Source organism: Maribacter sp. PR1, from assembly GCF_028464145.1.
Lineage (GTDB): Bacteria > Bacteroidota > Bacteroidia > Flavobacteriales > Flavobacteriaceae > Maribacter.
Map to the genome: position 1 here is coordinate 175964 of NZ_JAQPCG010000001.1, position 13819 is coordinate 189782.

11 protein-coding genes are annotated in these 13819 nt (G+C 38.5%); 6 read left to right on the plus strand and 5 right to left on the minus strand.

What is annotated here, in order from left to right:
- Positions 1–132: 132 nt before the first annotated feature.
- From rpsJ to rpsL, 4 genes are read right to left on the minus strand one after another with little or no spacing between them, the layout of a single operon-like run.
- The gene (gene rpsJ / locus PP182_RS00875; protein WP_007094989.1) at positions 133–438 is read right to left on the minus strand and encodes a 30S ribosomal protein S10; all 306 of its coding nucleotides are present in this window, start codon (positions 436–438) and stop codon (positions 133–135) included.
- A gap of 9 nt (positions 439–447) precedes the next feature.
- On the minus strand, positions 448–2580 hold the full coding sequence (gene fusA, locus PP182_RS00880) for an elongation factor G (RefSeq protein ID WP_272649437.1): 2133 nt from the start codon (positions 2578–2580) through the stop codon (positions 448–450).
- Between the two features lie 6 nt (positions 2581–2586).
- A complete protein-coding gene (gene rpsG, locus PP182_RS00885; RefSeq protein WP_272649438.1) occupies positions 2587–3063 on the minus strand; it encodes a 30S ribosomal protein S7 in 477 nt (158 codons plus the stop codon).
- Positions 3064–3086: 23 nt separating this feature from the next.
- Positions 3087–3461, minus strand: coding sequence for a 30S ribosomal protein S12 (gene rpsL / locus PP182_RS00890; protein WP_272649439.1), 375 nt, complete (start codon positions 3459–3461; stop codon positions 3087–3089).
- Between the two features lie 406 nt (positions 3462–3867).
- Between rpsL and PP182_RS00895 the strand changes: the two genes are divergently transcribed.
- The 6 genes from PP182_RS00895 to rlmB all read left to right on the plus strand — a co-directional run bounded on the left by PP182_RS00895 (position 3868) and on the right by rlmB (position 13054).
- The gene (locus PP182_RS00895; protein ID WP_272649440.1) at positions 3868–7101 is read left to right on the plus strand and encodes a SusC/RagA family TonB-linked outer membrane protein; all 3234 of its coding nucleotides are present in this window, start codon (positions 3868–3870) and stop codon (positions 7099–7101) included.
- A gap of 26 nt (positions 7102–7127) precedes the next feature.
- Entirely contained in the window at positions 7128–8858 is a 1731-nt protein-coding gene (locus tag PP182_RS00900) for a SusD/RagB family nutrient-binding outer membrane lipoprotein (protein WP_272649441.1), read from the plus strand.
- A gap of 24 nt (positions 8859–8882) precedes the next feature.
- Positions 8883–9842 (plus strand): hypothetical protein, encoded by a 960-nt coding sequence (locus tag PP182_RS00905; protein WP_272649442.1) that lies wholly within the window; start codon positions 8883–8885, stop codon positions 9840–9842.
- Positions 9843–10029: 187 nt separating this feature from the next.
- Positions 10030–11361 (plus strand): aryl-sulfate sulfotransferase, encoded by a 1332-nt coding sequence (locus PP182_RS00910; protein WP_272649443.1) that lies wholly within the window; start codon positions 10030–10032, stop codon positions 11359–11361.
- Between the two features lie 66 nt (positions 11362–11427).
- The gene (locus tag PP182_RS00915; RefSeq protein WP_272649444.1) at positions 11428–12180 is read left to right on the plus strand and encodes a hypothetical protein; all 753 of its coding nucleotides are present in this window, start codon (positions 11428–11430) and stop codon (positions 12178–12180) included.
- A gap of 133 nt (positions 12181–12313) precedes the next feature.
- Entirely contained in the window at positions 12314–13054 is a 741-nt protein-coding gene (gene rlmB, locus PP182_RS00920) for a 23S rRNA (guanosine(2251)-2'-O)-methyltransferase RlmB (protein WP_272649445.1), read from the plus strand.
- Here rlmB and PP182_RS00925 read toward each other — a convergent pair.
- The gene (locus PP182_RS00925; RefSeq protein WP_272649446.1) at positions 13051–13779 is read right to left on the minus strand and encodes a rhomboid family intramembrane serine protease; all 729 of its coding nucleotides are present in this window, start codon (positions 13777–13779) and stop codon (positions 13051–13053) included. The genes rlmB and PP182_RS00925 overlap by 4 nt on opposite strands.
- Positions 13780–13819 lie beyond the last annotated feature (40 nt).

Sequence of the window (13819 nt, forward strand, 5' to 3'; positions counted from 1 at the left end):
TACTTGTTATTAAAAATTATTCAAAAAAATAGGGTCAAAAATAATTCAACCCTGAAATTATTTTATCTCCGTTTTTCCCTCGCCCGCAGCTCAGGACATGTAGTTGGAAGTTATTTACTTCCAACTTTAAACTTATACCTTTATCTCTACCTCAACACCACTGGGAAGCTCCAACTTCATTAGGGCGTCAATTGTTTTGGAAGAGGAGCTATAAATATCCAAAAGTCTTTTATATGAACTTAACTGGAACTGCTCTCTCGATTTCTTATTCACGTGCGGTGAACGCAATACTGTGAATATTTTCTTATGTGTTGGCAAAGGAATTGGTCCCGTCACAACAGCACCGGTAGTCTTTACCGTTTTTACGATTTTCTCAGCAGACTTATCTACCAAATTGTGATCGTAAGATTTAAGTTTTATTCTAATTTTCTGACTCATTACCTTAGATTATGCTGTTATACCTTTTGCTGCCTTTATCACTTCTTCAGATATATTTGAAGGTGTTTCCGCATAGTGCGAGAACTCCATGGTAGAAGTTGCTCTACCAGATGAGAGGGTTCTTAAAGAAGTTACGTACCCGAACATTTCTGATAATGGAACGGTACCTTTAACTACTTTAGCACCTGCCCTATCACTCATATTACTTATCGTACCCCTTCTTCTATTCAAATCACCTACTATATCACCCATGTTTTCTTCAGGTGTGATAACCTCTATTTTCATTACCGGCTCCATGATTACCGCACCAGCTGCTTTACCAGCGGCCTTATAACCCATTTTTGCCGCCAATTCGAAAGAAAGGGCATCTGAATCCACAGGGTGGAAAGATCCATCCTTCAACACAACTTTCATCGTATCCATTTCATATCCGGCTAAAGGCCCGTTTTGCATAGCAGCGGTAAATCCTTTCTCCACAGCAGGAATGAATTCTTTTGGTATACGACCTCCTTTAATTTCATCTACGAACTGCAATCCTTCCCCTTCAAAATCTTCATCAGCAGGTCCCATTTCAAAGACAATGTCACCAAATTTACCACGACCACCAGATTGCTTTTTATAAGTTTCCCTGTGTGCAGCTGTTTTCGTTAAAGCTTCCTTATATTCAACTTGTGGCTCACCTTGTGTAACCTCAACCTTGAATTCTCTTCTTAATCTATCAACAATAATATCCAAGTGAAGCTCACCCATTCCTGAGATGATGGTTTGCCCTGATGACTCATCAGTTTTTACCTGGAAAGTTGGATCCTCTTCAGCTAATTTGGCCAAAGCCATACCTAGCTTGTCTACATCAACTTTAGTTTTAGGCTCAACAGCGATACCAATAACCGGATCAGGGAAGTTCATACTCTCCAAAACAATAGGATGTTTTTCAGAAGACATGGTATCTCCTGTTTTAATATCCTTAAAACCTACGGCAGCACCAATATCACCCGCTTCAATGAAGTCAATAGCATTCTGTTTATTTGAATGCATCTGATAAATACGTGAGATACGTTCCTTTTTACCTGACCTATTATTTAAGATATAAGAACCTGCATCCAAACGACCGGAGTAGGTTCTAAAGAATGCCAGCCTACCAACAAACGGGTCGGTTGCAATCTTAAAGGCCAATGCAGAGAAAGGTTCCTTTACATTTGGCTTGCGGCTTTCTACCTCACCTGTTTCAGGATTAGTTCCTTCAATAGCCTCTTTGTCTATTGGTGAAGGCAAATACCTACATACTGCGTCCAACAAAAATTGAACACCTTTGTTCTTAAAGGAAGAACCACAAATCATAGGTATAATAGCCCTATCCATTACAGCCGCTCTTAAGGCCGCATGTACTTCTTCTTCTGTTATGGAATCTTCATCTTCAAAGAATTTTTCCATCAACTCTTCATCATATTCAGCAACAGCTTCTATTAGGGCAGCTCTAAACTCCTTAACTTCAGCCTTCATTTCTTCAGGAATATCAATAACATCGAAAGTAGAACCAAAGTTATCTTCATGCCAAACGATAGCCCTGTTCTTTGCCAAATCGACGATTCCTTTAAAATCGGCTTCCTCACCAATAGGAAGAACAATAGGAACAGCATTTGAACCTAACATCTCCTTAACTTGCTTACATACCATAAGGAAGTTAGAACCTTGACGGTCCATTTTATTGACGAAACCTATTCTTGGCACCTTATAGTTATCGGCCAATCTCCAGTTAGTCTCCGATTGAGGCTCAACACCATCAACAGCACTAAACAAAAAGACCAATCCATCCAAGACACGCAAAGATCTGTTTACCTCAACGGTAAAATCAACGTGGCCTGGGGTATCTATAATATTAAAATGGTAATCCTTTGCATCCGGTGTAGGCTGTGCATTTTCCATAGGAAAAGTCCATGAGCACGTAGTTGCAGCGGACGTTATGGTAATACCTCTTTCCTGCTCCTGCTCCATCCAGTCCATCGTGGCAGCACCATCATGAACCTCACCAATTTTATGGCTTACACCTGTATAAAAAAGTATACGCTCCGTTGTTGTTGTTTTACCAGCATCAATATGAGCCGCAATACCTATATTTCTTGTATATTTTAAATCTCTTGCCATTTCTGATTAAAATCTAAAGTGAGAAAATGCTTTATTCGCTTCTGCCATCTTGTGGGTATCAACCCTTTTCTTAACGGCAGCACCTTCTTCCTTAGCTGCAGCTAAAATTTCAGCTGCCAACTTTTGGGACATTCCTTTTTCATTACGCTTTCTTGAATAGCTTATCAGCCATTTCATTGCCGTAGAAATCTTTCTATCCGGCCTAATCTGCATTGGTATCTGAAAGGTTGCACCTCCAACTCTTCTACTTCTAACTTCAACGTGAGGCATTACATTACTCAATGCATCTTTCCAAAGCTCTAAAGCAGTTTTTTCTTCATCGGTTTTTTTTGCATCCACGATATCGATCGCATCATAGAAAACACTGAACGCTACCGATTTCTTACCATCCCACATCATCATGTTGACGAATCTGGTTACCAACTGATCGTTAAATCTCGGATCTGGTAAAAGTGGTCTTTTCTTTGCCTGTCTTTTTCTCATTACTTCTCTTTAAAAAGTGTTAATTACTTCTTAGGACGTTTAGCTCCGTACTTAGACCTACGTTGGGTTCTACCGGCCACACCTGCTGTGTCCAATGCCCCACGAACGATATGATATCTAACTCCTGGCAAATCCTTAACTCTTCCGCCTCTTACCAATACTATCGAGTGCTCTTGCAAATTGTGACCCTCACCTGGGATGTAGGCGTTAACCTCTTTCCCATTAGTCAACCTCACCCTAGCAACCTTTCGCATTGCAGAGTTTGGTTTCTTAGGGGTAGTCGTATATACACGTGTACATACTCCCCTCCTTTGAGGACACGAATCCAAAGCAGCCGATTTACTCTTCTTGGTAACTGTGGCCCTTCCTGTTCGTACTAATTGTGAAATTGTTGGCATACTATATAAATATGTATAAAAATTACCCTTTGTTTAAGGGTCGGCAAATGTAGTGATATTTCACTATAAATCAAACCCTGTTGTAAAAATTTTCAAAGTTTTTTTAAGACCCCGTTAGAACCTGATTTGATTATTCGAAAAAGCAATTCTAAACCACTTGACAACGAAGAATACTCAACATCTTCTAAAAGGAACTACGGGCAAGTCATATTTTTGTTCGGGAATTTGAAAAACATTATGATATTCTCAATAATTCACGTGTTATATTACATAATGTAAAATCCCAATAGTGTTTAATCTATAACTTCTGATAATACTTCGGATTCTTAAAGTTTTATTAAAATTCACTTGGATTATTAACTCCATTTTGTGATTTTTGCCTCTAGCTAATTCAAATAATTAAAAAATGAGAACAAAACTAAATGGATTGTTGACGCTCTTGTTGGCGTTGATTGTGCATATTACCTATGCACAGGAAAAAACGGTTTCTGGTACAGTTACCGACCAAAGTGGACTCCCGTTGCCCGGCGTAAATATAGTTGTGCAGGGCACAACTACAGGTACACAGTCGGATTTTGATGGGAACTATTCCATAACTGCTTCTGTAGGGCAAAATTTATTGTTCACTTACATTGGCCAAAGACCAGTAACACAAACTGTAGGTGCCAGTAGTACAATTAATGTACAAATGGAAGAGGACGCCCAAGCTTTGGAAGAGGTTGTAGTGGTAGCACAAAACATAAAAAGGGAGGCAGGTTCTCTTGGATATGCCGTAAGTGATGTTGGAAGTGAGCAAATCGAGGACCGAGCGCAAGGCGATATCGGTAGGATTTTACAAGGTAAAGCCGCTGGTGTAAATATTACCGCCACCAATGGTGTTTCCGGTTCGGGTACTAATTTTATTATTCGTGGTTACACCTCAATATCGGGAAGTAACCAACCCCTATTCATTGTAGATGGGGTACCTTTTGATGGTGGCGCAAATGAACAATCCGATTTCTTTGATAGTGCGGGTGAATCTAGCCGTTTCTTGGATTTAGATCCAAATTCAATAGAAAACGTTAAAGTTTTGAAAGGTTTGAGTGCTACGGTACTTTATGGTGAAAGAGGTAGAAACGGTGTTGTTTTGATTACTACCAAAGGAGGTAGTTCTAAGGCTACAGCAGAAAAACTGGAAGTTTCGGTTAACTCATCTTACTTTATAAGTAATGCGATCTTGCCAAAATTCCAAAAACAATATGGAGGAGGTTTCCACCAAGCATTTGGATTCTTTTTCAGTAACTGGGGACCCGATTTTGCCGACCAGAGACAGTTTCCTTATGGATCAAATTTCCGAGGAATTGCTGATGATGGTACAGTATTGGTTCGCCATCCATTTTCTGCGATAAACGATAACACCTTAACTGCCGAATTTCAAGATTTAGCAGCGTCGGACTATAGGTATCAAAATTATAATAGTGTCCAGGAATTCTTTAGAACGGGTGGTGTTTCAACGAACTCGGTAAACCTTCGTGGTTCTTCTGACAACGCAACCTATAATGTTAATTTAGGACATTTGGAAGATAAAGGATTTACCCCTGGCAATAAAGTTATTCGTAACAATATTAGTCTTGGAGGTTCTGCTAACCTATCCAATAAAATAACGGTAAGCGGTACATTAAATTACGCAAATACAGACTACAGGACACCACCAATATCGGCTTCTGCTGGTAGTGGTACCGTCGGAGATGGTTCCTCCGTATTCGGAGATGTAATGTATACTCCAAGAGGAGTCGATTTATTTGGACTTCCATTTCAAACTTCAACCGGTAGGAGTATTTATTATCGTTCTGGTAATGATATCCAAAACCCTCGTTGGACGTTGGCGAATGCCAAAACCAGTCAAAATACGGAACGTATATATGGTAATTTAAGTTTTAACTATCAGATTTCCGATGTGCTTGGACTATCTTATCAATTAGGCCTTGATACCTATACGGAATTGGGAACTTATGGACAAAATAAAGGTGGTGTTGATGGTGACCCAAATGGTATATTTAGAACTACTACCGTAAAAAATAAAATTTGGAACCATACAATAAATCTTACATACGATAAGGATTTATCTGAAGACTTTAGTTTGCAGACCGTCCTAGGGGCGCAATCACGTAATGACACGTTTGACAGGGATGGTGTTGAAAGTACCCAACAATTGGCTTTCGGGGTTTTAAGACATTTCAATTTTGTAAACCACGCTACGGTAAATAGCTTTACCGGTAACGAAATTGCGTTTCTATCCGAAGAAAACCAAATGGGTATATATGGAGATGTAACTCTAGGTTACAAAGAAGGATTGTTCCTGAACTTGGCAGCCAGAAATGACTGGAGCTCAACCTTGGAGCGGGACAACTATAGTATTTTCTATCCAGCGGCCAGTGTATCCTTTATTCCTACCAAATTTATAGAAGGAATGGTTAGCGATAATTTCTTGAGTAGTTTAAAAATGAGGGTAGGCTACGGTACATCCGCAGGTTTCCCAGATGTATATGGAACAAGAAATCAACTATCATTGTCTTCACGGGCATTTGTTAATCAAGGAGGTACTGTTTTATCCAGTAATTCAGTTGCCAATCGATTAGGTAATCCTAATTTAAAGGCGGAAACCGTATCCGAAATAGAAGCTGGGATAGATGCCCAATTCTTTAGAAATCGCCTTTCCTTGAATGTGAGTGTTTACAAAAAAACTTCTGAGGACTTGATTACCGATCAAAATCTAGATCCTTCAACCGGTTTTGAAGTAACACGAATTAACGCAGGTTCATTGGAAACCAAGGGTATCGAGGTAGATTTTGATTTCACGCCGATCAGTACACAAGACTTTAGATGGAACCTTTCCGGTAACTTTTTTGCCGATGAAAGTTTGGTGACTGCCTTACCAGAAGGAACCGATCAAATTGTATTGACTTCCTCTATTGGCGGTCGACCTGCTAATTACGCTGTAGAAGGCCAACCATTTGGTGTTTTACAAGGTAGGGCTACACTTAGAGACGATGCAGGAAACAGGATTGTTGGTGGTGATGGTCTTTATTTAGTGGGCAACGATATAGAAATTATCGGAGACCCTAACCCTGACTGGAATGCAGGTTTAACAACATCTTTTACCTACAAAGGATTATCATTATCGGCAAATATCTTATATCGTCATGGTGGGGATATTTTCTCTCAAACCGCCTCAACCCTTTTAGGTAGAGGAACCGTAGCAGTTGCCGGTGTTGATCGTGAGGCTACTTACATTCTACCAGGTGTATTGGAAAATGGTGACCCGAACAATATACAGGTAACCGCTACAAACGTCGGTTTTGACATTATCGGTTTTAGTGACGGGAACGACCTTCAAATTTACGATGGAACTACGCTAAGACTTAACGAAGTAAGCATAGGTTACGCCATGCCACAAAAATGGTTGGATAAAACTCCCTTCGGCAAACTAAGCTTTACGTTAAGCGGTAACAATATTTGGTACAAGGCATTTAACTTCCCGGATGATGTAAGATTCGACACCAATACCCTAAGTACTGGAGTTGGTAACGGACAGGGAATTGATTACATCACAGGACCAAGTTCTCGAAGATATGGTCTTAGTATAAATGCAACATTTTAATGATAAACGCTATAAATTTTAAAAAAATGTTAAAAAAATATCAACAAACAATAAACAAAGGACTGGGTGTTTTAGCCCTTGCCTTTGGATTGAATGCTTGTGAAAGCACGGAGTTGCAAATACTGGACAGTCCAAATGCATTAACTCCTGCACAAGCTGATGCAGATTTATTCTTGAACTCTATCGAAGTAGGGCTTGGTATCTTCTTTGATGGCGACGCAAGAGGGTTGACTACAATAGGCGTATCGGAGGAAGGGGCCGAGGTAACTAGAATGTTACACATGTTCGGACCAACGTATACAAACGCATATCCACCAAGTGACTTTGACACGGCATGGGAACAGGCGTATTCGGAAGTTCTTGCGGACGTAAGGGCAATTGAACCAATTGCAGAGGAAGCGCAATTGTATACTCACATTGGTATAAGTAAAACTATTGAAGCTTATATCGTAATGACTTTAGTAGACTATTTTGGTGAAATACCTTATTCTGAAGCTTTGTTAGGCGCAGAAAACACAAATCCAACTTTGGATGATGATGCGGCTATTTATGCAGCGGTAGAAACTCTTTTAGACGAAGCGATTACTCAGTTTAACAGAGATGAACTTAATGGTGCTCCATCTGATATATTTTATGGCGGGGATGAATCCAAATGGATTAATTTAGCCAATACACTTAAGCTAAAACTGTATTTACAGACACGATTAGTAGATTCAAGTGTAGGAGGTAAAATTAATGCCCTTTTAAGCGAGGGAAATCTAATTTTATCCGAAGCTGATGATTTTGCATATCAATATTCTGCTACCAACGCCAACCCGGATAGTAGACATCCTTTGTTTACAAGAAATTTTAATGTACCAGCGGATGTGGCAGACTATATGTCCAATTCCTATATGGTAAGGGTTAAGGATGAGTATTTAGGTAGGGACCCAAGAACTCGTTACTATTTCTACAGACAATCATTGGACTTTACCGAAGACCCCAATGAAGCAGAATGTATAACACAACCAAGACCAACTAGCTACTCTCCAAGTGATGTGTTCTGTGATCCGGGAGGTGGTTATTGGGGCCGTGATCATGGCGATAACGACGGAATTCCACCAGATGGAGGATTACGTTCAACTTGGGGAGTATACCCAGTTGGGGGTCTATTTGACGACAGTAGAGGTGAAGCAGTATCAGGAAGGTTTATTGGATTGCAAGGTGCAGGAATTTCTCCAATCATGCTATCTTCCTTTACTAATTTCATGTTGGCCGAAGGAGCTTTGACCGCTGGTGTAAACGGAGATGCCAGGGCCTATTTAGAAGCAGGTATAAGGGCATCCATCACAAAGGTAATTGGATTTGGAGAAAGATTGGACTATTTGGATGATGTAGTAATCGCCGATGATCCAGATACGGCAGAGGACGAATCACTAACGGTTCGCGATCTTTATGTTCCTACTACGGAGGATGTTGATAGCTACGTAGACACTGTATTATCCGCTTACGATAGTGCTAGTGGGGATGACAGATTGGAAATAGTTGTTAACGAGTATATGAAAGCTCTTTGGGGCAACGGTGTTGAAGCCTATAACACCTATAGACGTACAGGCTTCCCATCAGATATGCAGCCTACTTATTTATCCAATCCTGGAGATTACATAAACTCTTTCCTTTATCCAAACGAATTAGTGAACCAAAATTCCAATGCTGAACAAAAAGCTAGTCAAGCTGAGAGAGTTTTCTGGGCAGAAGGTGGTCCAACTTTAGAATAGTATTAATCTTAAGAAACTAGAATCATGAAAAAAATAAATAAATTATTACTTTTTCTTCCTGCCCTTCTTGTTGTTGTGGCATGTACGGACGAAGAAAAAAATCCTTTCCCTCTGGATGCATTGGACCAGGCTGCAGTTCTAAGAACTATAGATGTAGTCAGTCCTAGGAATATCAACAAAAGTGCCCCGGAAGGATCTAATTTCTTCGTAGAAGTGGAAGCCGATGACTTCCAAGGCGGTACTCGTTTTGCATCTATGGAAGTTTATCTTTCCCTATTGGACAACTTTGTTGATGTTGAGGGAGAAACCGAAACCGAATTGGATGATGAAGATATCAGTATTCCCGATGTTTTGTTCACAACAGTTCCTGCTTCGGAATTTACCATAAGCACGGAGAGTGGCAAACCAAGATATGTATTGAACATCAATGGAGCGGATGCCATATCAACACTGAACATAGGTGATGACCTTCCAAGAGTAGATGGTGGAGACATTATCAGAGTTCGTTTAGCGATGATTTTGGAAGATGGATCTGTGTATACGAGTACCAACGTAAACGGAAATGTTACAGGTCAATTTTTTGCATCCGGATTTCAATATGACAATACGATCGTATGTATTTTGGATTCACCTCCTGCCGGGGATTATACCGTTGTAATGCAAGATTCTTATGGAGATGGTTGGCAAACTTCCAATACCTCCGGTGGCCCTGGGATAACAATTACCTTATCGAATGGTGATGAAATCCAAGTTGGTCTTTGTTCTCCATATGAAACACCAGGTTACCCGTGTATAGATGACCCAAGTCAAGGAACGGCTACTGTTACTATTCCATCGGGTTTAACGTCAGCTGATTGGTTCTTTCCCGGAGATGCCTACGGAGAAATATCCTTTCAAATATACGCTCCCAGCGGAAATTTAATTGCTTCTTATGAAGCCGGGTCCGCTGCCGGGCCCATACCATTGAATCTATGTAACGAATAGTGGTTTAAACATACATTTCAGTTGTAAAAAAAGTCAATCTAGAAATAGGTTGGCTTTTTTTATTTAATAAGCTATTTGAATACACTGATCGAACAAAAAGAGACTAGCATTTTTCGGATAAGCTTAATTAAAGTCCCGTTCTTTTAGTAATTTAGTTCATACAACCTTTTATTAGTTATTAATAATAATGAAAAGATTTTTTTTGTACCCGTTTCTTTTGTTTTGCACTTTGGGTTGCCTTATCATTTCTTGTGAAAATCAATCGGATTCACCCATAATCGAAGAAATATCAGAAGAAAATATTTTATCCGAAGATGAAATAGAAGAAGAAATAGATAGTGAAATAGAAGAAGGTATTACCTACTCCCTTCCCTCTGAGGTTTATGATGGTTTGGTACTTATAAATGATGCCGCCGCCAATAGAGTTTACTTGATCAACAAGAATGGTAAAACCATTTATGAATGGCCTCTAGGGGAAGAACGTCTTGGTAATGATGTATACCTAATGGATAATGGAAAATTACTCGCAATGCTAGAAGTTCCAGATCCAAAAATTAAGCTTGGAGGTTTTGGGGGTAAAGTTTCAATCCTTAACAAAGATGCATCTGTAGAATGGTCTTATACCTATGCTACAGATAATTATATTCTTCACCATGATGCGCTTATGCTACCTAATGGAAATGTTCTAACTATGGTTTGGGAACGTAAAACAAGTACTGAATCTATTGAAGCGGGATACATCTTAAATACAGAAACATTTCCAGACGGACTCATTGAAATTAACCCTGACACAAATACAATTGTTTGGGAGTGGTATGTTTGGGATCATTTAATACAAGATTTTGATGAGACCAAGGCAAACTACGGTAATGTATCTGCAAACCCACAACGAATAGACATAAATTATACAGTTGACGAAAGCGGTGACCTTACCCATGGGAATGGTATAGCATATGACGCCAGCAAGGACGTGATATACCTTAGTGCAAATTTCTATAGTGAAATTTGGGTTATAGATCACAGTACAACCAAGGAAGAGGCAAAGGGTAGTAATGGAGGGAACTACAGCAAAGGAGGAGACTTAATATATAGATTCGGAAACCCATCAGCTTATAAAAATAATGCAGGAAAGAGACTTTTTACTAATAATCATTTTCCAAATCTTCTTGAGGGGATTGATACTGGAAAAATTATGATATTTTCAAACGGAGGAGAACTAGAAAGATCCACCGTTTATGAAATTCAACTTCCAAACGAATTTGATTTGCACACTGGCATAGATAATGAACCGAATGTAACTTGGACTTACACCAACCAAAACCTTTATGCTCCCAAGGTATCCGGAGCAGTTAAATTACCTAACGGAAATGTATTAATCGCCGAAGGTGATTTTGGATTATGGGAAGTTACCAAGGAAAAACAAATTGCCTGGAAGTTTAAGAGAAATGGTTTCTACTGGAGAGCTTATCACTATAACGAAAATGACGATTCCATTATAAATCTTGGTTTAGAAGAATAAAATATAAATTGTGCTATTTGGTACAATTTTTGATATTATTCTAAGGAACATCTAAAAACAATAAATATGAAAACATTTCAACTACTCTCAGTATTTTTTTCGCTACTATTTACAAGTTTAACCGCATTTTCACAATATGGAAATGTAAATGGACGTCAATCAAATGCGAATTTTGAAGCCAATCTTGCCGCTAATAATATGATGCGTAGTAGAGATATATTTCAAGAGGTGCTAAAAAAAGGTATGAACAATGAACTTAAGGTTGAAGAAATTGAGGGTGAACCTTATTTTGATGAAATGTTCGTGAATGGAGAATTATCTTTTAAAGATAGTTTGGACTTAGGGCAATTCTTAATGAGGTATAATGCTTATGCAGACGAAATGGAGGTCAGTAACCCAAAAGGTAACAACTTTATAAATAAAGTAGATGGTATTGCAGTCATATTAAAAAACGAAAAGTATGTAGTCCTTAATTACAAAAGTGATGACCAAACTATCAAGAAGGGTTTTTTTATAGAAAAAAGTGATGGTAACAAAGTAAATTTGTACTTACGAAAATACGTTACACTAAAACCAGCAAAGGAAGCTAAAACTAGTTTTCACACAGCTACTCCAGCTAGCTTTAATAAGCATGAAGCTTATTTTCTAAAGTTTGGAAATGACGCACCTATTGAGATTAAATTGAAAAAGTCTAAAATACTAAATTCCTTTCCAGACAAGTATGATACTTTAAAAAAGTACGTTTCTACTGAAAAATTAAATTTAGAAAAGGAAGAAGATTTAATTAAACTAGTCCAATATTACGATAGTTTGAACTAACTGTATATTTTACTATTTAATCTTTTTTTAATTTTATTAAAGAATAGGTTCTTTTAAAAGGGTAAATTTGTACTACAAATTTAATTATATGTCTATTGATTTTATAATAGCGATGTAGTTTTTTATTTACTCCATGCAAAAAACCACTCAAGTTTATGGTATTAGGGCCATTATAGAAGCCGTTAATTCCAAGGAGGAAATAGATAAGGTATTTCTACAAAAGGGGCTTAAAGGCGATTTAATGAAGGAATTGGAAGGCCTACTACGCCAGAACAATATCAATCTGGTGTATGTACCTGTAGAAAAATTAAATCGTCTTACAAAAAACAACCATCAGGGTGCAGTTGCCAATATATCCCCAATAACGTTTCATAATCTTGAAGAATTGGTTGAGAGGGCCAATAAAAAGTCTACCCCTCCCCTATTTTTACTATTGGATCAGTTATCCGATGTTCGAAATTTTGGAGCTATCATAAGGACGGCGGAATGTACCGGAGTAGATGGTATCATCATTCAGAAAAAAGGTGCAGCACCAGTAACTTCGGACACCATTAAAACATCCGCTGGGGCCGCCTTTAAAGTTCCCATTGCAAAGGTGGACCATATTAAAGATGCCCTATTTTTTCTACAGGCTTCAGGAATAAAAATTGTCTCCGCAACGGAAAAAACCAATGATTCCATTTATGACATTTCATTTAAAGAACCGATCGCAATTATTATGGGTGCGGAAGATCAAGGTATTTCACCTTCTATTTTAAAAGCCTCCGATTATTGTGCCAAACTCCCTCTGTTAGGAGAAATTAAATCGCTTAACGTTTCTGTTGCTTGTGCTGTTTTCCTCTATGAAGCAGTTAGGCAAAGAATGTCCAATTAATCCGTATCGTCTTTTTTATAATGGTACTTTATTGAGATTGTCTCCTCCGCTTCGTTTTCATCATCGGATTCTATAAAATTACCATCGTCATCAAAATGTTTCAGAAATGGGTCTTCATCCTCATTATAATCCTCATGTTCCCATTCAAACTTTTTGGGCTTCGGGACTTTGGCATTTATGATAAAGGCAAAAATTAACCCAGTAAGAAAGCCTCCCAAGTGTCCTTCCCATGAAATACCCTCCTTAACCGGAAAAATATACCATAAAAGACTGCCATAAATAAAAACCACGATTAGGGATAAGGAGACCAATCGAAAGTGTTTGGCAAAAATACCTTTAAAAAAAATAAAACTTGCCAGCACGTATATGAGTCCGCTGGCACCAATATGATAAGAGGGTCTACCTATTCCCCAAGTTATCAACCCAGATAGCAAAATACCGAAAAACAATACTTTTAGGGCTACATTTCTATAAAAATAAAAGAGAGCGGCAAGTAATATGGCCAATGGAATCGTATTGTTATACAAATGCTCTAATGAACCATGAATAAAAGGGCTGAAAATAATCCCTTTTATCCCTGACAAGGTTCTCGGGTAAATACCAAAGTCGTTGAAATTGGTTTCATTCAACAATTCCATCCAAAAGGTAAACCAAATCGCTAAAACACCAAATAGGGGTGCCAAAAGGACTGAATTAGAAAATGTAAAATGTTCGTTATCGGACATAAATAATTAAATATCAATTAACCCGCCAAAAATTAAAATC